Origin of the sequence: Caulobacter sp. (genome assembly GCF_965279145.1) — a bacterium.
Lineage (GTDB): Bacteria > Pseudomonadota > Alphaproteobacteria > Caulobacterales > Caulobacteraceae > Caulobacter.
This window is the reverse complement of sequence record NZ_OZ257139.1, coordinates 2,008,758-2,028,844: the sequence shown is the minus strand read 5'-3', so window position 1 is coordinate 2,028,844 and position 20,087 is coordinate 2,008,758. Positions and strand designations below refer to the sequence as shown.

General features: G+C 66.3%; 13 protein-coding genes. 5 read left to right on the top strand and 8 right to left on the bottom strand.

What is annotated here, in order from left to right; translation table 11 throughout:
• The first annotated feature begins 102 nt into the window (after window positions 1–102).
• The 3 genes from ACQY9P_RS09465 to ACQY9P_RS09455 all read left to right on the top strand — a co-directional run bounded on the left by ACQY9P_RS09465 (window position 103) and on the right by ACQY9P_RS09455 (window position 5,879).
• On the top strand, window positions 103–3,012 hold the full coding sequence (locus ACQY9P_RS09465; protein WP_421739509.1) for a TonB-dependent receptor: 2,910 nt from the start codon (window positions 103–105) through the stop codon (window positions 3,010–3,012).
• A gap of 136 nt (window positions 3,013–3,148) precedes the next feature.
• Window positions 3,149–4,657: a tryptophan halogenase family protein gene (locus ACQY9P_RS09460; RefSeq protein WP_421739510.1), complete on the top strand. Its 1,509-nt coding sequence runs from the start codon at window positions 3,149–3,151 to the stop codon at window positions 4,655–4,657.
• 73 nt (window positions 4,658–4,730) lie between these two features.
• Entirely contained in the window at window positions 4,731–5,879 is a 1,149-nt protein-coding gene (locus tag ACQY9P_RS09455) for a DUF2235 domain-containing protein (RefSeq protein ID WP_421739511.1), read from the top strand.
• Here ACQY9P_RS09455 and ACQY9P_RS09450 read toward each other — a convergent pair.
• A complete protein-coding gene (locus tag ACQY9P_RS09450) occupies window positions 5,876–6,607 on the bottom strand; it encodes a DUF6250 domain-containing protein (protein WP_421739512.1) in 732 nt (243 codons plus the stop codon). The two genes, ACQY9P_RS09455 and ACQY9P_RS09450, sit on opposite strands and share 4 nt — an antisense overlap.
• A gap of 2 nt (window positions 6,608–6,609) precedes the next feature.
• Window positions 6,610–9,288 carry a Tat pathway signal sequence domain protein gene (locus tag ACQY9P_RS09445; protein ID WP_421739513.1) on the bottom strand — a complete coding sequence of 893 codons (2,679 nt, stop codon included), beginning with the start codon at window positions 9,286–9,288 and terminating at the stop codon, window positions 6,610–6,612.
• Window positions 9,289–9,571: 283 nt separating this feature from the next.
• Between ACQY9P_RS09445 and ACQY9P_RS09440 the strand changes: the two genes are divergently transcribed.
• Both ACQY9P_RS09440 and ACQY9P_RS09435 read left to right on the top strand, forming a co-directional pair.
• Window positions 9,572–11,503 carry an ATP-binding protein gene (locus ACQY9P_RS09440; RefSeq protein WP_421739514.1) on the top strand — a complete coding sequence of 644 codons (1,932 nt, stop codon included), beginning with the start codon at window positions 9,572–9,574 and terminating at the stop codon, window positions 11,501–11,503.
• A 101-nt stretch (window positions 11,504–11,604) separates the two neighbouring features.
• Complete coding sequence (locus tag ACQY9P_RS09435) at window positions 11,605–13,350, top strand: hypothetical protein (protein ID WP_421739515.1); 1,746 nt, start codon at window positions 11,605–11,607, stop codon at window positions 13,348–13,350.
• Window positions 13,351–13,393: 43 nt separating this feature from the next.
• On the opposite strand, the gene ACQY9P_RS09430 is transcribed toward ACQY9P_RS09435, so the two are convergent.
• Genes ACQY9P_RS09430 through ACQY9P_RS09405 form a run of 6 tightly spaced genes read right to left on the bottom strand, consistent with a single transcriptional unit; the run spans window position 13,394 to window position 20,085 of the window.
• On the bottom strand, window positions 13,394–14,497 hold the full coding sequence (locus ACQY9P_RS09430; RefSeq protein WP_421740124.1) for a protein-glutamate methylesterase/protein-glutamine glutaminase: 1,104 nt from the start codon (window positions 14,495–14,497) through the stop codon (window positions 13,394–13,396).
• 13 nt (window positions 14,498–14,510) lie between these two features.
• A complete protein-coding gene (locus ACQY9P_RS09425) occupies window positions 14,511–15,368 on the bottom strand; it encodes a CheR family methyltransferase (protein ID WP_421739516.1) in 858 nt (285 codons plus the stop codon).
• Window positions 15,369–15,419: 51 nt separating this feature from the next.
• Window positions 15,420–15,908 (bottom strand): chemotaxis protein CheW, encoded by a 489-nt coding sequence (locus ACQY9P_RS09420; RefSeq protein WP_421739517.1) that lies wholly within the window; start codon window positions 15,906–15,908, stop codon window positions 15,420–15,422.
• Window positions 15,908–17,590 (bottom strand): methyl-accepting chemotaxis protein, encoded by a 1,683-nt coding sequence (locus ACQY9P_RS09415; RefSeq protein WP_421739518.1) that lies wholly within the window; start codon window positions 17,588–17,590, stop codon window positions 15,908–15,910. Before ACQY9P_RS09415 ends, ACQY9P_RS09420 begins: the two co-directional genes overlap by 1 nt.
• A 39-nt stretch (window positions 17,591–17,629) precedes the next feature.
• Window positions 17,630–19,570, bottom strand: a complete 1,941-nt coding sequence (locus ACQY9P_RS09410) for a methyl-accepting chemotaxis protein (RefSeq protein ID WP_421739519.1) — start codon at window positions 19,568–19,570, stop codon at window positions 17,630–17,632.
• A gap of 14 nt (window positions 19,571–19,584) precedes the next feature.
• Window positions 19,585–20,085 (bottom strand): chemotaxis protein CheW, encoded by a 501-nt coding sequence (locus ACQY9P_RS09405; protein ID WP_421739520.1) that lies wholly within the window; start codon window positions 20,083–20,085, stop codon window positions 19,585–19,587.
• Window positions 20,086–20,087 lie beyond the last annotated feature (2 nt).

The following is a 20,087-nucleotide window of genomic DNA, read 5'->3' as shown; positions in this document are numbered from 1 at the left end:
TTCCATCCCGGATCTCTGATTCCGGGCGTGAGCCTCCGCGCGTCAACTTATGCAGAGGGGTACTAGGTCTTGAGAAAGTCATTCCATAGGTCTCGCGCGACCTTGCTGACCGCGACGTCGGCGCTCGCCATGATCACCGCCGGCCAGGTTCACGCCCAGGCGAAAACCGAAAGCACCGAAGTCGAACAGGTGGTCATCACCGGTTTCCGCGCTTCGCTGGCCAACGCACTGAACCTGAAGAAGAACTCCAACCTGATCATTGAATCGGTCACGGCCGAGGACATGGGGAAATTCCCCGATCAGAACATCTCCGAGTCGCTGCAGCGCCTGCCCGGCGTCCAGATCGACCGCGAAAACGGCCAGGGCACCAAGGTCCGGATCCGGGGCTTGGACCAGAACGTCACCCTGCTGAACGGCGACACCTTCCTGTCGGGCCTTGAAGCCTTCCGCCTCGGCGAGGGCAACGCCAAGCAGACCAACTCGCTGGAAGGCATCCCGTCCGACCTGCTGGCCGGCGTCGATGTGATCAAGTCGCCCCGCGCCGACGTCATCGAAGGCGGGCTTGGCGGCACGGTCAACCTGAAGACCCGCAACGCCCTCGATGTGAAGGGCGACACCACGGTGTCGGCCGACCTGCGCTACAACAAGGGCTCGTTCAAGGGCAAGGAACAGCCCCAGATCTCGGTCGTCCTGGGCCACAAGTTCACGGACAATTTCGGCCTCCTGGGCAGCTTCACCTGGGACAAGACCAATATCGACACCGAGATCCTGAGCGGTGAAAACCGGGGCAACTGGGCCTATCTGGGCCGCGCCACGGCCACGGGGAACAACCAGACCCAGACCGGCACGGTCAATGTCTGGTCGCCGGAATACCGCTACACCAACAACCGGCACCAGGAACGCGAGCGTAAGGCCTTCTCGCTGAACGCCGACCTGCGCGTCTCCGACTCGCTCTCGGTCCGGGCCGACTGGTTCCACTCGGACCTGAAGATCTTCACGGGCGAGCACTCCCTGAAGTGGGCCTATGCCAACGAAAACGCGACCTACAACGCGCAGGGCCTGTCGGTTAGCAACGGCATCCTGCAGTCGGGCAACGTCACGGCCAACTCGTCGGAAGGCGACACCTTCGCCAAGAACGCCCACGCCAAGACCGACAACGTGCAGTTCGCGGCCGACTGGGACAATGGCGGACGCCTGACCGGCAAGGTTCGCGCGGCGGTGTCGAAGTCCGACTACGCCTCGACCTCCGGTCAGGTCGACACGCGCTATACCCAGTACGGCGTGCGTGACGGCATCGCCGGCTTCGCGCCGAACTCGACCGCGCCGCTGGTCGCCACCTACGGCTACACCAACGGCGACTACCCGACCTTCACGCCGGCCGCCAATCTGGCCACGGCCATGGCGACGCCCAGCTCGGTGTTCTTCAAGTCGCACTGGGCCTTCGGCGACAAGTCCAAGATCGACGACACCGCGCTGACGGCGGACTTCAAATACAAGCCGACCTTCGCCGAGGAAGCCAATCTGGTGATCAGCTTCGGCGGTCGCTATTCGGACCGCAAGATCGACTCGACCTATGGCCGCTATCTGGCTGACTATTCGGGCAAGGGCGAACTGCCGGCAACGGCCCAGGGCACCACCGACCACGGCGTGTTCGTGGACTGGACGCCGCTGGGTTACTTCCAGGACGGCGCCATCGGCCTGAAGAAGTGCGACATCGCCTTCTACGGCTGCTCGCGCTTCGGCAACTCGCCGGCCGTCGTGACGCCGTACCAGACCGCCGCCTCGGCCCCGAGCCGCGCGGTCACCGATAACGTGCATGGCGTGAAGGCGATCTTCCAGGACTACGGCCAGATGAAGAATCCGGTCGCCTGGCTGCAGGCCCTGTATCCGTCAACCAAGCTGGGCTTCTACAAGGATCCGATCGAGTCCTTCAAAATCAAGGACGAGACGACCTCGAGCTACGCGATGGCCGACCTGGGCGACGCCGACGACGCCTATCACGTCAATGCCGGCGTCCGGATCGTTCACACCAAGCTGGTCATCGACTCATCCAACACGCCGGTCACCCCCCTGTGGTGGGGCACCGACAGCTGGAACGGCGTGCTGAAGAACCCCGACGCCGCCCGCACCGTCCGCGAATACACCGATGTGCTGCCCAGCCTGTCGGGCGTGTTCGAGGTCAGCGACACCGACAAGGTCCGCGCCAGCGCCGCCCGCGTGGTCTCGTCGCAGAACCTCTTCGATCTGGGTCAGGGCGCGTCGTACAACTTCACGCGCTCGTCCAACCCCGGCCCGAACCTGGACAAGTTCCTCTATACCAACGGCAGCGGCGGCAACCCGAACCTCGACCCCTTCCGGGCCTCGCAGTTCGACATCGCCTATGAGCATTATTTCGGCGGCCAGGGCCTGCTGTCGGCCGGGTTCTTCTACAAGACGGTGGACTCGTTCATCGTCTCCAACACCTACAGCATCACCGTAAAGGACCAGTCGGTCGCCGGCAGCTCCGTCGGTCCGTTCTCGTCGGTCGTGAACGGCGAAGGCGGCACCATCAAGGGTGTCGAACTGCAGGCTCAGTATGCGTTCGACTTCGGGGTCGGCTTCACCGCCAACTACACCTACTCGGACTCCAGTTCGCCCTACTTCAACGACTACTCCAAGAGCCTGCCGATCCCCGGCGTGTCGAAGAGCGCCTTCAACGTCCAGGGCTATTATGAGACCGGCCCCTTCTCGGCCCGACTCTCCTACGCTTGGCGCGACAAGGCCTTCGTCGGCAACTACGGCTTCGGCGCCGGGACCGACGTCCATACCCTGGGCATCTACAACGACGCCTACGGACAACTGGACGGTCAGGTCGCCTTCTCCGTCACGCCGGCTCTGAAGCTGACCTTGGAAGGGTCCAACCTGACCAAGGAAGACGCCAAGACCTATCTGCAGTTCCCGAACCTGCCGTTCCGGTTCGTCGGCGGCGACCGCCGTCTGTCGGTCGGGGCGCGGTTCAAGTTCGGCATGTAATCGCCTCCCTGACGGCGGGTTTGCATCCCCTCCCGCCGTTCTGAACCTTACCGGGACCGCCCCTCCTGCGTGGGCGGTCCCGGACTTGTTTCCGGCCGCCGGCGGGTCATGATCGGCGGCGCTCAAGGAGCATCCGGTGATCGACCCGAAAAGCGACAACCTGCCCAATTCGATCGTCATACTGGGCGGCGGCACGGCGGGCTGGATGGCGGCGGCGCTGTTTTCTCGCGCCCTGGGGCGGCGCTGCGCGATCACCCTGGTCGAGAGCGACGCGATCGCCACGGTTGGCGTGGGCGAGGCGACCATTCCACCGATCCGGAGCTTCAACGCCACCCTGGGCCTGGACGAGGCCGAGTTCATTCGCGAGACCAAGGGCAGCTACAAGCTGGGCATCGCGTTCCAGGGCTGGACACGGCCCGGTGAGAGCTATTTCCACCCGTTCGGCGTCCATGGCGTGTCGCCCGATCCTGGCTATTTTCATCAGTACTGGCTGAAACTGTCGGCCCTGAACAAGGCCGGGCCGTTGGGCGACTACTCCCTGTGCGACCAGGCCGCGCGGCGCGGTCGGTTTGGCCAACAGAGCCATGATCCCAACTCCCCACTCTCGACCTTCGGCTCGGCCTTCCACTTCGACGCCGGGCTCTATGCCCGCTACCTGCGGACCTACGCCGAGCGGCTGGGCGTCACGCGCGTCGAGGGCAAGGTCCTCGATGTCGCCCAGCGCGGAACCGACGGCTTCGTCGAGGCCTTGCTGCTGGACCAGGATCGCCGGATAGAAGGCGACTTCTTCATCGACTGCTCGGGTTTCCGAGGCGTGCTGATCGAGCAGGTCCTGGAGACGGGTTACGAGGACTGGTCGCACTGGCTGCCCTGCGACCGGGCGATGGCCATGCCGTGCGCGCGATCCGGCGATCCAGATCCCTTCACCCGCTCCACGGCCAAGGCCGGCGGCTGGGTATGGAACATCCCGCTGCAGCATCGCGACGGCAACGGCTATGTCTATTCCAGCCAGTTCATCGACGACGAGGAGGCCGAGCGCACCCTGCGCGCCAGCCTGGGCGGCGAGGCCCAGGCAGAACCCAATCGCCTGCGCTTCGTCACCGGCCGTCGCAAGAAGGCGTGGAACAAGAACGTGCTCAGCCTGGGCCTGGCCAGCGGCTTCATCGAGCCCTTGGAATCGACCAGCATCCACATGATCCAGGCCGGGCTGCTGAAGTTCCTGTCGTCGTTCCCGGGCAAGACCTGGGAGCCGGCCCAGGTCGACGACTACAACAGGCGCATCCGGCTGGACTTCGAGCGCATCCGCGACTTCATCATCCTGCACTATCACGCCAACCAGCGCGATGAGCCGCTGTGGCGGGCGCGCCGCGAGATGGAGCTGCCCGATAGCCTGTCCGAACGCCTGGCCCTGTTCCGGGCCTGTGGTCGCCTGTCCCAGCACCCCGAGGAGATGTTCACCGCCACCAGCTGGCAGGCGGTTCTGGACGGCCAGGGCATCCGCCCCAGGTCCTATGACCCTCTGGTCGATCTGCACGACACCGATCGCATCGCGGCCGAGTTCGAGCAGATTCGGCGCGAGATCCGGCAGACCGCCGACGCCATGCCCCGCCATGCCGACGTCCTGCCCTCGCTGGCGCGCGCCTGACAAGGCGATCACTCTTCGCTTTAAAGACCTTTGGTTGTATCATCGCGCGCAATCCTGACGGGGAGCGACGACGATGAAGAACCTGGTCATCTGTTGCGACGGCACCTGGCAGGAGCTGTCACAGCGCTTCCCCACCAACGTAACCCGCCTGACCCGAGCCCTGGCTCCGCGCGCCACACGCGGTAGCCAGAGCATTCCGCAGGTCATCTTCTATGACGACGGCGTCGGGGTGGGCACGGGCGTGCTGGACAAGGCCACCCGCATCCTGGGCGGCGCGCTGGGCGAGGGCCTGGATCGCAAGGTGATGGAAGCCTACGAGTTCCTGGCCCTCAACTACGAGCCCGGCGACCGTATCTTCATCTTCGGCTTCAGTCGCGGCGCCTACACCGCCCGCAGTCTGGCGGGCCTGCTGCGGCAGGTCTGGGTGCTCAAGCGCGAGAACGCCTCGGAATGCGAGCGCGCCATCACCCTCTATCGCGACCACGACAAGGACGCCGTCGAGATCAAGCGTTTCCGGCGCAACTTCTGTCACGACGGCGATCCGGCGCTGGCGAGCCGGGCCTTCGATCCTGACTCCCCGGCCAAGACCGTCACGCACGACGTCGACCAGACGGGCTGGATCCAGTTCCTGGGCGTCTGGGACACGGTCGGCTCGCTGGGCATTCCGCGCGGCCTGCCCTTTTCGGAACAGATCAACGGCAAGTACGAGTTCCACGACACCGCCCTGTCCCGCTTCGTCTGGAACGCCCGACACGCCGTGGCCATCGACGAGCGACGCGAGACCTTCACCCCCACCCTGTGGAGCAATATCGACGCGCTCAACGCCAATGCCGGAGCCAGCGACCTGCCCTATGACCAGCGCCCCTATCAGCAGACCTGGTTTCCCGGCGGGCATGGGGCTGTTGGCGGCGGCGAGTCCGATGGGGGCATCTCGCTACCGCCGCTGCTCTGGATGATGGACGGTGCGCTGAAGGCGGGTCTGGCCTTCTCTCCCGATCAGTTGGGCGACTTCTCGGCGGCGGCCGACCCCACCGCGCCCCTCCGTGGCTCTGACCGCAGCGTGGGCTCGATCGTGCTGGGCCTGATAGGGTCAAAGGACCGGGAAGGCCCAAAGTTCATCGACGAGGTGTCCCAGGCGGCCCGTACGCGTTGGACTAAGCTGCCGGCCTATCGCCCCAAGACCCTTGCCCATGTTGCGGCCGTTCTGGACGCCGGTGTCTAGCGCGCTTCGAGGGCGCGGATGCTGAAGTGACTGATCCGCAGGTGACTGCGCGTGGTGCGTATGGCGAACCAGCCCCGCGTATAGGGCGCGTCGTCGCGGTACTCGAACACCTTCCGGTCGTCACGCCAGTACTGGATCAGATCGCCAAACGCGATCAGCCGCACGGTCTGGATCGCGTTGGGAACCAGCATGTCGACCGCGCCCCTGCGATCGTTCTGCGGCAAAAGCGGCCGTTCACCGTCACGGCCGACATAGCGTCGGAACCGCGTGGTCGTGTTGCCATTACCGCCTTGCCCCACATAATAGGTTCGCAGCGGGTCATAGTCGGAGAAGGCGCCGGAGCGCGGACGGGCGATCAGGTCGCCGGGCGCACGCGGATCGCTCGCCATCCAGAAGGCGTTGAGGTCGCTGACCCGGTCGTTGGGGCCGCCGGCCGACACCGCCTGGGCGCGGTACTCGATCATCACCGGACCAATCAGTTCCGTACGGAACCAGACCGACACACCTTCGGGCGCGTCGATCTCCAGCACACCCCCGGACGCCTGAACGCGCGACGGAGCCTCGGCCTCGACCAGCCAGCGGCCAAGACCGTCGCGAAATTTGTCCGTGTAGAGATTTCTTCCAATTCGCCAGGGCTCGTAGGCTCGCGCGGCGATCGCCGGGGCGCCGCCAAACGCCGTGACAACACAACCGGTGGCCAGAACCAGGGCCTGGCGGCGCGACGGCATGGCTAGCGCCAGACCGAAGGCAGCGGATGCGGGATCGCATCGCCCACCAAGTCGAGCACCTCGATCATGTTCAGCCCCCACTGCGAGGAATGGTTGGTCGAAAGCGCCGGCAGTTCAAGGATCGGCTCCAGCACCGCCGGCCCGCCGACCTTGACGGTGGCGACCGACAGGCTGGCCTCACCCGTGCGTCCATCGACCAGAAACTCCGACCAGGCGCGTCGCGCCAGGGCCGGGTCGCCCGTCATTCGGGCCGCATAGGCTGTCAGGCGCGCGTGCCAGACCGGATAGCCGAACAGCCGATCGACCGCCTTAGGCCCCAGGGCCGCCACCCGTTCCGCCTGCGGCGCGTTGTAGAAGGCGCAGAACCGCGTCCAGGCTTTCGTCCAGGCCGGATGGTCGATCAGGGTCGAAAGCTCGAAGACGAACTCGGCCCCGCCCATGATCGTCACCAGATGATAGCTGGAGCCGAACTCGCCGCCGATAGAGGTCATCGTCGCGGTAGCGGGATCGTAGCCAAAACCCGGCCCCGAGAACATGCCGTAAGGCGAGGCCGAGATCGCATCCAGGCCCCTGACGATCTTGTCCCGCCAGCGCCAGTCGCCGGTGCGCTCCCACTGGGTCATCCAGTTGCTGGCGAAGGCGAACCAGTCTGGACCGCTGCGGGCGTGGGTCGGCTGCTCGGGCTTCTTGAGAATCTTGCGCAGCGGATCCACCGCCACCAGGGCGTGATCGGCGTCGACCATCGAAGCCATGATGTCGCCGGTTCGGGCGTCCGCGGTCAGATAGTAGTAGTGACGGCGCAGCAGCGCCTGGCTGATCCGCGCTTCCTTGGCCCCGTCGCCCCAATGGCTGACATTGTGTCGCGAGCCCAGGCCAGCGAACGGCCCCAGATGATAGGTGTCGACCTCGCTGGTGTGGCGGGTCATGGCCTCGGCCATCCGGAACAGATCGGCGCGCCCCGACCGCAGATAGGCGCTCCACAGCCACAGCTCCGGCACCAGTTCGCTATTGGCCCAGGCATAGCCGCCGACATCGTAGCGCCAGGCGTGGCGCTCATTGTCGTAGGTGTGCATGACATCGCCGTGGTCCCAGAACCCGTACCAGCGACGTTGCTCGATCTCGTTCAGATACACGGCCAGCAAGCTGTCGTGGGCCTCTTCCAACCTTGCCTTCGAGGGATCGGCGCGATCGGGAAGACTCCACACGCCGAACACACTGCAGGCCTTGTAGTGGGCCGGCGCGCAGACCAGCAGCGGCGGCGCGCGCACGGTCTCCGCCATCTTGGCCAGGGCGGCGCGGGCGGGTGTGGAGGACGTGAACCACAGGAAGATCTCGTTGGTCCGGGCGATGCCCAACGGCGTGCTGTGACCGGCCTCGACGTCCTCGTACTGGATCTCCAGGCCGTGGGCGCGGTCACTGTAGTGGCGCAGGTCCATCGGCTGGGCGCGCGGCGACCAGAGCCACAGGGTCACGCTGGCCAGGTCGCTGGTCGCGCGATTGATCTCCAGTTCGGTCGGATGCCGCTGCCAGAAATCGCGCAGGCCAAAGGCGACGCCGCCAGAAGGCCCGCCGAGATAGCCCAGTCCGCCCGCGCGCGCGCCCTGCCCGGCTTGCAGCCAGGCGCTGGACTGGCCGGTGCGCTTGCGAACATCGAAATGGTCAGCGTCGCCCTGGAATAGCGAGAAGTCGTCCCAGGCCGGCACGGTCAGAAGCTGCGCCTGGGTCTTGGCGTCCATCTCGGCCAGGGACGGAACCGGCTTGCCTTCGAGTTGGTCGGCGAAGCGCCCCGCCAGCGCGAACTTGGCCGGCTGCCAGCCCGGCAGATTACGCACTGCCTCGCCCCAGAGCCCGTCGGCGGCTCCGGCGAAGCGGACGTGGCGATTGTGAAGTTCGTCCGTCAGCGGCGCATCGAACCGCACCCCCAGCCCAGAGATGAAATCGGTCGCGGCGTCGCCATCGAAGGTGAAGGTGTGCGTCAGGGTCATGCCGCCGCCGGCCGCAATGGCCACCCGCACGCTGAACGGAAGCCAGTCGCGCCCCGCGCCGCGATGTATCCCGTCCAGCCGCACCACCGCCCGCACTGGGCCCGATTGCTCGACCGTGGCGCTGGTCACCTGGCTCTCGAAGGCCTGGGTGCGCAGGACACCGGTCTCGGCCTGGAACCGATCCTGGCGCAGACAGACGAGACGGCCGTTACGCAGCGCCTCGCGACCGTTGCGCGTGACCGAAGTGATCAGGGATGATCCCCGACGGGCCAGCCGACAGATCAGATCGCCCGTCGTGACAGTGATCGACTCGGACGTCGCGACAACGATGACAGGGCTGGCGGGCCGGGCTGGCTGGCCTGGTTCGATCCGTATGGTTTCGGCGGTCACGGGTCCCGCCAGCGCGTGACCGGTCCATTTTAGCGAGCCGTCGGGCCAGTAGGCCAGGGGCCAAGTCTGGAGCGGAAGCTCGCCGGCCCCCGCCGATGCCCTGAAGCGGGAGGAAGCCTTGATCGCGCCGCGCGGCCACGGCGCTCCCCAAACGGCTTCGCCCTCCACACGCCTGGCCGCGCCACCCAGCCAGGTGAGGTCGACGCTGGGCTTGGACGATGGAGCAGGCAATGCCGGTAAGGCCGCCGTCACAGCGGCCAGTCCCGCCGCGCCCTGCATCAGATTTCGGCGAGAAATGGGGGGCATCGCTCACTCCCGCGCGCGTCGTCCGTGGGCTCCGGGCGATCCAGCCATGACCAAGGCGCGTGATCGGATCTCGCGCCACCGCCATGGAATCCGTAACAGCGAGATATGAAGGATGCAATTAGTTTCACATTTCAGATACTGATCTCATTTTTTGGGATTATGGAGACAAGGTCAAGCTTGCGCCATCAACTTAAGAGTCTTTTCAATCCGGCATGCCCTTATGGCGGCAAGAGTCCGCTGATCCGTGCGCCGCGCTCTGACCCAAGCAAGAGGTGTTGAAGCAGTGGCCGGCAAGTCCTCGAGCGATCAAGGCGGCTATGGAGCCCTTGATATTCTGGACGCCAGTCAGGACTGTGCCTGGATCCTGCGACCAGACGGCTCGATCGAACATGTGAACCAGCGCGCGCAGGCGAAGTTTCCCGCTGAGTCCGTCGACCTCAGTAACTGGCGGCGCATCTGGCCCGAGGAAAGCCGCTTCTCCCTGGACCGCGCCTTCAATACCGCCGTCAACGGCCAGATGGCGCGGTTTCGCGCCTTTCTGGGCGAGGCCCAGCATAGTCGCACCTATTGCGACACCACCATCTCGCCCATCCGTGATCGCGCCGGCGCTGTCGTGCGCCTGCTGGCCACCGCCCGTGACGTTACCCAGGAAGTCGAGACCCAGGGCTTTCTGAAGACCGTCATCCAGCTTCTTCCATCGCCCCTGACCGTGAAGAACGTTGAGGACGGCCGCTACGTACTGATCAATCGCGCGGCCGAGGACGCCTTCGATATAGTCGCCGACGAGGCTCTGGGCCGGACTGTGTCGGACATCTTCGCTTCCGACCCCGACTTCGCGGCGCGGACAGCAGAGCGCGAGGCCTCGGTTCTGAACACAGGCGAGATGCATCTCTCGGAACAGGTCGTCAGCCAGGGCAATGGCGGCGAGGCGCGCTGCTACCTGACCAAGACCCTGGCCACCTACGACGATGTCGGCGCCCGCCACCTGATCACGCTGGGCGAGGACATCACCGCCCAGAAGGCCGCCGCCGCCACCCTGCGCGTGGCCCTGGACCAGGCAGAACAGGCCAGCCAGGCCAAGACCGCCTTCCTGGCCAATATGAGCCACGAAATCCGTACGCCCTTGAACGGCATTGTCGCGGGCGCCGATCTGCTGGCCAAAAGCGATCTGACTCCGCGCGCCAGGGAACTCGTGGATATCATCCTGGCCTCCGGCCAGAGCCTGGAACGTCTGCTGTCTGACATTCTGGATCTGGTGCGCATCGAGTCGGGCCAGGTCGTGATAGAGACCGGCCCCTTCCATGTGGGCGACACCGCGCGCTCGATCGCGGCGCTCTGCGCGCTGCGCGCCGAGGAAAAGGGTGTGGTGCTCGAAACCCACGTTGCCCCAGGTTCGGACATCGTGGTCACCGGCGACGGCGCCCGTCTGCGACAGGTGCTGACCAATCTGCTCAGCAACGCCGTCAAGTTCACAGACCGGGGGCAGGTCAGGCTCGATATAGTCCCGGGAGCCGGCGGCGCGACGCGCTTCTCGGTTGCGGATACGGGCATCGGCTTCGATGTCGCCGAAAAGAGCCGGCTCTTTGATCGCTTCCAGCAGGCCGACACCTCGTTCACACGCCGGTTCGGCGGCTCGGGTCTGGGTCTGGCCATCTCGCGCGAACTGGTGGAGCTGATGGGCGGGACCCTGTCCTGCGACAGCGCACCGGGCGTGGGATCCACGTTCTGGTTCGAGTTGCCGCTGACCCCGCACCGGGCAGCGGAAGCCGCCCCGGCGCCAGACGAAGTCGCCGTTGCCACGGCCGGCGTTCCCCGCATCCTGGTAGCCGATGACCACCCGACCAACCGCAAGATCGTCGAACTGATCCTGGGCGACCTGGCCCATATCTACACGGCCGAGAATGGCCGCGAGGCCGCCGACGTGTTCAGGCGCGACTGTCCGGACCTGATCCTGATGGACATGCAGATGCCGGTGATGGACGGGCTGTCGGCCGTTCGTGAGATCCGTGATCTGGAAGCATCGACCGGCGGCGGTCGGGTGCCGATCATCATGCTGACCGCCAATGCGCGTCCCGAGCACATCCGCGCCAGCCGCGACGCGGGCGCCGATCTCCACCTTGAGAAGCCGATCACCAGCGCCATGCTGTTCGCCGCCATCGGCCAAGCGTTCGAGGCGGCGAGCGCCCATGCCGAAGGCCTCGCGATCAGCGCCTGAGGCGCGGTATGTCCGCCGGTCTTTACCGGACCTTCGCACATACCGGCGATACTGGCCTCCAGTGTAAATCATCCGGCGAATTCATGGGCTTGGCATCACCTTTGGCTGTTGCGGCCACGACGTCCCCGCCCCTCCAGGGATCGGAGATCGACGCGCGTCTCGAGGCCGCCCGTCAAGCGATCGAGGGACGCTTCCTGGAGGCCGGCGACGTTCTGTCGCGGGCCGTGGAAGGCGTCGGCGCCCTGATCGCCTCGCTGGACCGGATGCGCGACAATCTCGACGTCGAGACCGTCACGACTACCACAGCGGAACTGGCCGAGGCGGCCAAGACCCTGCGCTCGCTGCCCGACAGTCTCGAGAGCCGGCGCGTTCGCGTGGGCGAGCTGGTCAAGGTCGGCGACAGCCTGGCGGCGTGCATCGAGGAGATGCGCCAGCATCTGGCCTATCTCCGGGTCTTCGCCATCAACATCAAGATCACCTCCGGCGGCATTGTCGCGGCCGGACCCGAGTTCGCGATCTTCGCGCAGGAGATCTATGACTGCATCGATATGGGCCGCGCCCAGCTCGACGCCTTCAATGCCGACCTGATGAGCCTGGACGACACTCTGCGGACGGCGCTCAGCCAGGAGCAGGAGTTGGGTCGACACTGCGTGACCCTGTTGCCTGCCGTGCCGGACGCCCTGATGGCCAGCGCCACGGCGATCGGTGCGCATCACGCCAAGATCTCCAGCGTCGCCGTCAGCGTGTCGGCCCTGGCGCGAGACGTCCAGAAGAAGGTCGGGAGCGGCCTTGCCGCCCTGCAGATCGGCGACATCACCCGCCAACGGATCGAACACGTACAGGCCGGTCTGCAATTCCTGGCGGAGAGCCGGGGCGCCCTGTCGGCAGACCAGCGCGAACGCGCGGACGCCTTCGTGCATCGCCTGCTAGCCGCCCAGTTGATCTCGACAGCCGAGGATTTTCACCGCGACGTCACCCGGATCGGCTCGAACATCTCGGGCATGGCCTCCGACGCTTCGGAAATTCTGCGCCTGCGCGACCTGGCCTATGGTCAGAACGAAGGCGCCGAGAACGGCTTCCTCCGCAGCCTCGAAAGCAATGTCGGCCAGGCGCTTGATCTGGTGGGCGACATGACGGCCGGCGAACAGGCGGCCGAGGATGTCAGCCGTTCGGCGGCCGAGGCGGCCCGCGAACTGACCGAACGTATCGCCGGCATTCAGAACATCCGCGCGGACGTCCAGATGATGGCGCTGAACACCACGCTGAAATGCAGTCGCATCGGCGAGACCGGCAAGCCGCTGGGCGTCATCGCCGTCGAACTGCGTCAGCATGCCATCCACCTTGAAAAGTCCGCCGCCCTGACCCTCACCTCGCTCGACGGCCTGTCTTCCGCGGCCGAGGCGCTGGGGCGCCGCGATGCCTCGGAAGCCTCCGAGGGGGGCCAGGCCACGACCGCGGCTTCGGTGCTGAGCGGCGCGGTCGCCCGGATCGGCAAGGCAGGCGACGGTGTGGAAAAGGATCTCGCGGCCGTGGCTCGTCAGGGTCAGGACGTGGTCGACATGTTGCAGCGGGCCGCTGGCCGGTTCGACTTCGAGCGCCAGATCGGCTCAGCCCTGGATCAGGCCGCCGACGACCTGCTGGACATGGCTGGCGAGTCCGAAATCGCCACCGATGACTTGGGCGGCGTCCTGCATCCGTTCATGGCGCGGCTGGCCAAGCAATACACCATGGCCCAGGAACGCGACGTGCATCGCACCTTCACCGACTGCCTGGGCGACGATCACGGCTCGGCCTCCGTCGCAGTCGCCGTCGCACCGGCGGAAGATCCGGACGACGTTCTGTTCTGATCCGGGTCCTCGCGAAAGGGCCCTGAGCCACTGTCCTACCCGTTTACCGCGCGGCGGCGCGCAGCACTTCCTGGCTGATGTTCTGCAGCGGCACGATGCGATCGACGCAACCGCGCGCGATGGCTTCCTTGGGCATGCCGAACACGACCGAGGTCGCCTCATCCTGGGCCAGGGTATAGGCGCCCGCCTGCTTCATCTCCTCAAGGCCGCGCGCGCCATCATCGCCCATGCCGGTCATGATCACCCCAACCGCGTTCGAACCGGCCGAGCGGGCGGCCGAGCGGAACAGCACGTCAACCGACGGTCGGTGGCGTGAGACCAGAGGCCCGTCCTTGACCGAGACATAGTAACGGGCGCCACTGCGCTCGAGCAGGGTGTGCTTGTTGCCCGGCGCGATCAGCACCCGGCCTCGCAGCACGGTGTCGCCGTCCTCGGCCTCCTTGACCGAGACCGCGCACAGGCTGTCGAGCCGCTTGGCGAACGAGGCGGTGAACTTCTCCGGCATGTGCTGCACGATCACCATGCCGGGCGAGTCCGCCGGCAGGCCTTCCAGCAGGACACGCAGCGCCTCGGTTCCGCCGGTCGAGGCGCCGACGCAGATGATGGTTTCCGTGGTTCGCGCCATGGCCCGCGTCGCGCCCGGCGGCGGCAGCATGGCGTCGGCGGTCAGCTTCTTTTCAGGTTCATGCCCCGAACGGGTGGGAGACAGGGTCGTCGGAGACGCCGCCCGGCGCTGCCCGGCAAGCCGCGCGCCGGCCGCCGCCTTCACGGCGTCGCAGATCCGGATCTTCGATTCCATCAGGTGGTCGGCGACCCCGACCTTGGGCTTGAGGATGATATCGACGGCCCCGGCCTCCAGGGCCTGGAGAAGGGTCTCCGATCCCGCCTCTGTCAGCGACGAGCACATCACCACCGGGATCGGCTTCTGGGCCATCAGCTTGCGCAGGAAGGTGATGCCGTCCATGCGCGGCATCTCGACGTCCAGGGTGATGACGTCGGGGATTTCCTCGGCGATCCGGCGGGCCGCGACAAACGGATCAGAGGCGACGCCGATGACCTCGATCTGTGGGTCCGACTCCAGCACCGCCGCCAGGGTCTGCCGCACCGTGGCGGAGTCATCTATAATCAGTACCCGGATTTTTTTGATGGGAGGCACTGGACTAGCGCTTCTGGAACACGGTGTTGGCGATCTGCTTGACCGGCAGATCGATGCCGACGATCGACTCCGAATGGCCGAGGAACAGATAGCCACCGGGCCGAAGGTGGCCGCACAGCCGCCGCAGCACGCTGGCCTGGGTGGGCTTGTCGAAATAGATCAGGATGTTCCGACAGAAGATGATATCGAGATCGCCCTCGATCGGGTAGGCGTCGTCCATCAGGTTCAATCGCGCGAACGAGAGCTTTGAACGCAGCTGCGGAATGATCCGTACCTCCGGCCGGTTGCGATCCTTGGAGCGCATGACGTAGCGCTGGCGACGCGCCATCGAAACCGGCTCGATCATCTGCTCGGAGAAGCGGCCGGCGATGGCCTGGTCCAGCACCTCGGTGCAGATGTCGGTGCACAGGATCGAATAGTCGACGCCGCGCTGGCTTTCGCAGAACTCGTCGAGGATCATGGCCAGGGTATAGGGCTCGGCCCCAGTCGAGCAGGCCGAACTCCAGACCTTGATCTCGCGCGTGCGGGTCGCCGCGATGGCGGGCAGTCCCTTGTTGACCAGAAAATCGAAGTGGGCAGGCTCGCGGAAGAATTCGGTCTTGTTGGTGGTCACAGCGTCGATCAGGTGAATGACCTCCGACTCCATGCCGTCTTCCTCGAACAGGTAGCGGCAGTAGTCGTTGACATCGTCGATCCGCGTGGCGCGCATGCGCCGACGCAGGCGTCCCTCCAGCATGGTGCGCTTATTGGCCGGCATCTTGATGCCGCTATAGGCCTGGATGAACTCGGCGAGACGCTGGAAATTGCGCGCGTTCAGCTGTTCGGTCGGGGGCGGAGCCTGGAGGGCGGCCTGAGACGACATGATGGCTCTCTATCCCGGGGAGGGACAAGCGCCATCCGGCGCGTGTCCTGACTAGGCGGCTTGGCTGAGGACGGCGGCGTCCTGGCTGGTCAGCAGGCGGGGCAGGTCGAACAGCACGACAAAGCCCCCCTTCCCGGCGGAGGTCTCGCGACGCACGACGCCCTGGATGTACTCTGAACGCCACGGCACGCCGATGTCGGGCGCCGTCTCGATCTGATCCGTCGCGATGGAAACGACCTCGATCACCCGGTCAGCCACCAGGCCCAGTGACAGCACGCGATCGGCCAGCGGTACGTCCAGCACGAGGATGCGCGTGGTGGCGGTCGGCGCGGCGCGGGGCAGGCCCAGCTTCAGGCGCAGGTCGATGGTCGGCGTGCCCCGCCCCCGAACATCGGTCAGGCCCAGCAGATAGTCAGGGCCTTCGGGAATGGCGAACGGGGATTGATAGTCCAGGATCTCGCGCACGAAGGCGACCGAGACCGCGAACACCTCCTCGCCTAGGCCCAGGGTGACAAACTGGCCTTCAGCGGACCCGGACATCAGGCGTATTCCCGGAATTCGGCGTCGTCGGCGTCCGGACCGCCCGCGGTCAGGTCCAGGGCGAAGCCCGAGACCCGGGCCTGCTGACTGGCGACCGTCTGACGCGCAGCGGCGGCGGGCTTGCGTTGGATGGGGGCGGGCGAGCGCTTGGCGACGGCGCGCTGCGCCGGACGCCGCGCGGGCGCGCCGGCCGTGCTGGTGCGGAAGTAGGCGATGGAGGTCTGCAGTTCCTCGGCCTGGGCGGCCAGCTCCTCGGAGGTCGCCGACATCTGCTCGGAGGCGCTGGCGTTCTGCTGGGTGACGGTATCGAGCTGCTGGATGGCCTGGTTGATCTGCGAGGCGCCGATGTCCTGCTCGCGGCAGGCGGCGCTGATCTCGGAGACCAGTTCGGCCGTCCGGCGGATATTGGGCACCAGGCTGGTCAGCATCTCGCCGGCCGACTGGGCGGCCTTGACCGTGTCGGACGACACCGCGCCGATCTCGGTGGCGGCGGTCTGCGACCGCTCGGCCAGCTTGCGCACTTCAGAGGCGACCACCGCGAAGCCGCGGCCATGCTCGCCGGCCCGGGCGGCCTCGACGGCGGCGTTCAGGGCCAGCAGGTCGGTCTGGCGGGCGATTTCCTGAACGATGGTGATCTTCTCGGCGATCGTGCGCATGGCCTCGACGGCGCGGTTGACGGCCGCGCCCGAGACTTCGGCGTCCTGAGCCGACTGGCGGGCGATCTTCTCGGTCTGGGTGGCGTTGTCGGCGTTCTGCTTGATGTTGGCGGCCATCTGCTCCATCGAGGCCGAAGCCTCCTCGGCGGCGGACGCCTGCTCGGTGGCACCCTGGCTGACCTGCTCCGAGGCGGCCGACAGCTCCTGGCTACCCGCCGATACGTTCTCCGACGCCGAGATCGCGTCGCCAACCACGCCGCGCAGCCGCTCGATCATGATATTGACGTGAGCCAGCAGGTCGCCGATCTCGTCCTTGGTGGTGATCGTGAGCGTCTTGGTCAGGTCGCCCTCGGCGACGGCGCGCACGGCGTCCGACGCGCGGTTGAGACCCTTGCTGACGGCCATGGCGATATACAGGGCGGCGGCGCTGGCGATCAGCAGCGACACCACGGTCAGCGCGATCAGGGCGTTGCGGACGTCGGCGAAGTCCTTGTCGGCCTTGTCGGTGGCTGCGGTCAGTTCAGCTTGAGACAGCTGGACCAGTTCCTGAACCTGAACACCAGCCTCAGTGACGATCTTGCGGCCCTCGCCCATCGACAGGGCGGTCGCCTCTGCATCGCGATCGGCGATGGCCAGATCATAGATTCGCGCATGGGTGTCGATCAGGCGCTCCCAGGCCGAACCCAGGGCTTCCCACTTGGGCTTGTCTACCGCCGTCGCCAGCCCTTCCGCCTTGGTCAGCAGGGTTTCAAAGGCCTGCTTTTCCTTGGCGATCGGCGCCTCTAGCGCCCTCACCTCTTCCGGAGAGCCGACCAGCACCATGTTCTTCTCGGCGCGGACTACATTGAGCATGTGGATATTGAGTTGCTGGGCGGCCTGCAGACGCGCCGCCGGCCCATCAACCATCGCGTTCATCTCGCGGTTGGTCATCGACAGACTGTTGATCCCAAACAGGGTCGCCGCCAGCAACAGGGCGATGATCAGCCCGAAGGCCAGGCCCAGCTGCAATTTGATCGTGAAGCGCATGGTCTTGATCCTTGGACTAAGGGCGAAGCGGTCGGAACATCAGTATTCAGTGAACTCAGTGTCGGCCTGGTCTGGGCCGCCCTGGTTCAGGTCCAGCGCGAAGCCTTGGGCGCGCGCCTGCTGGACAGCAACGCCGCCACCCCGTGAAGCCATTTTGCGCGCCGCCGGACGCGGCGGTGCGGACTTGGCGCCCTTGCCGGCCGCCAGGCGCACGACCGGGGCCGGCTTGCCGCGAGCGGCGAAGGAGGGCGAGGTCGACAGGCGGAAGTAGGCGATGGAGGTCTGCAGTTCCTCGGCCTGGGCGGCCAGCTCCTCGGAGGTCGCCGACATCTGCTCGGAGGCGCTGGCGTTCTGCTGGGTGACGGTATCGAGCTGCTGGATGGCCTGGTTGATCTGCGAGGCGCCGATGTCCTGCTCGCGGCAGGCGGCGCTGATCTCGGAGACCAGTTCGGCCGTCCGGCGGATATTGGGCACCAGGCTGGTCAGCATCTCGCCGGCCGACTGGGCGGCCTTGACCGTGTCGGACGACACCGCGCCGATCTCGGTGGCGGCGGTCTGCGACCGCTCGGCCAGCTTGCGCACTTCAGAGGCGACCACCGCGAAGCCGCGGCCATGCTCGCCGGCCCGGGCGGCCTCGACGGCGGCGTTCAGGGCCAGCAGGTCGGTCTGGCGGGCGATTTCCTGAACGATGGTGATCTTCTCGGCGATCGTGCGCATGGCCTCGACGGCGCGGTTGACGGCCGCGCCCGAGACTTCGGCGTCCTGAGCCGACTGGCGGGCGATCTTCTCGGTCTGGGTGGCGTTGTCGGCGTTCTGTTTGATGTTGGCGGCCATCTGTTCCATCGAGGCCGAAGCCTCCTCGGCGGCGGACGCCTGCTCGGTGGCGCCCTGGCTGACCTGCTCCGAGGCTGCCGACAGCTCCTGGCTACCCGCCGAAACGTTCTCCGACGCCGAGATCGCGTCGCCAACCACGCCGCGCAGCCGCTCGACCATCTTGCTGAGCGCCTGGCCAAGCACGTCCCTGGCCGACATCGGCTGGGGATCGATGGTCAGATCACCCTCGGCCACCTGATCGGCCAGCAACGCGGTGGCGCGCAGGTTCTCGACCATCTGGCGCAGTGCGATGCCCAGGGTGTCCTTGTCGGACACGGGCGTGACGTCCATGCCCAGATCGCCCTCGGCGACCCGGTCCGCCACGGCGGCGGTCGCCCGCAGATTGTTGGTCATGGTGTTGATCGTCGCGATGAGATCGCTGATCTCGTCGTTCGATGTCGTGGTGACGTGCTGGTCCAGATCACCCAGGGCCACCGCGCGGGCCAGGGTGTCGATCTTGGTCAGGCCCTGGCCGATGGTGCGGGAGATCCAGATCGCGGCCGCGATTGCGATCAGCACCGAAACGCTGATCAGACCAAGAAGAACGGTGCGCGAACTCTTGGAGATGGCGTCGCTTTCCTCGTCCGAGGTCTGCAGGCGTTGGTCGCTGAAGGCGACAAGCTCACCAATGACGCGGCTGGCCTGACCGGCGACTTGCTCCTGCTCGCCCATCATCAACGCCTTGGCGCTTTCACGCTTATCGTCCAGGATCAGCGTCCGGACACGGTCGTTGATCGCGGCGAACTGGTCCCATTCGGTCCGCAGGGTTTCCCACTTGGTCTTTTCATCCGCGCCCTGGGCGGCCGACAGGCCCGCCTGGAGCACGGTCGCGGCCGCGCGGCTCTGCTTTTCGGCGCGAGCGCTCTCGACCTTCAGCGTTGCGTCGCCTTCAGCCAGGGCCATGCCCCGCTGTGCGCCGACGATCTCCATGAAAGCGACATTGAGGGTCTGGGCGCGCTGCAGTTGCGCCGCCGGCCCCGTGACAAGGGCGTCCTGCAGCCGGCTCAGCTTGCTCATTTCAAGCGCGCCAAAGCTGGCGGCGCCGACCATCAGCAGGGTCAGCAGCGTGAAGGCCGCCGTCAGTTTCAACTTGATCGTGAAGCGCATGGTGAAGTTCCAGCTCAGCCTTGCGGCGCGGTGATGGGGGTGACGGTAGCGGCCGACCGGCCCCGCGCCGCGAAGATCTGGTCAAGGTCGGGGATGACGATCAGGTCGCCATTCCGTCGCGCCAGCAGACGAATGAAATCCGCGCGCCAGCTCATGCCCACGCGCGGGGCCTGCTCGGTGGTGTCCAGGGTGATCGAGGTCACCTCATGCACCTTGTCGGCCCGCAGGCCGATCAGGGTGGGCTCACCGTCAAGATCATACTCGATAACGACGATGCGGCTGTCGATGGTGGTCATTCCGGCCGTCATGTCGAAGGCCAGGCGAAGGTCGACCAGCGGGATCACCCGTCCACGGAAGTTGATCACCGCGCCCACGAAGGGTGGAGCGCCGGGGACGGCGGTCTCGGGCAGCATGTCCAGGACCTCGCGCACCAGACCGGCCTCCAGGGCGAAGGTCTCTCCCTGTAGGTCGAAGGTCAGCGCCTCGATCGGGCCGTCCAGGACTTCAGCGGTCATGA

Bases quoted from the DNA above. Each gene is read 5' to 3' on its own strand.
- ACQY9P_RS09450 (WP_421739512.1), bottom strand. From the start codon at position 6,607: ATGCCGTCGCGCCGCCAGGCCCTGGTTCTGGCCACCGGTTGTGTTGTC.
- ACQY9P_RS09405 (WP_421739520.1), bottom strand. From the start codon at position 20,085: ATGACCGCTGAAGTCCTGGACGGCCCGATCGAGGCGCTGACCTTCGAC.
- ACQY9P_RS09425 (WP_421739516.1), bottom strand. From the start codon at position 15,368: ATGTCGTCTCAGGCCGCCCTCCAGGCTCCGCCCCCGACCGAACAGCTG.
- ACQY9P_RS09455 (WP_421739511.1), top strand. From the start codon at position 4,731: ATGAAGAACCTGGTCATCTGTTGCGACGGCACCTGGCAGGAGCTGTCA.
- ACQY9P_RS09420 (WP_421739517.1), bottom strand. From the start codon at position 15,908: ATGTCCGGGTCCGCTGAAGGCCAGTTTGTCACCCTGGGCCTAGGCGAG.
- ACQY9P_RS09415 (WP_421739518.1), bottom strand. From the start codon at position 17,590: ATGCGCTTCACGATCAAATTGCAGCTGGGCCTGGCCTTCGGGCTGATC.
- ACQY9P_RS09410 (WP_421739519.1), bottom strand. From the start codon at position 19,570: ATGCGCTTCACGATCAAGTTGAAACTGACGGCGGCCTTCACGCTGCTG.
- ACQY9P_RS09445 (WP_421739513.1), bottom strand. From the start codon at position 9,288: ATGCCCCCCATTTCTCGCCGAAATCTGATGCAGGGCGCGGCGGGACTG.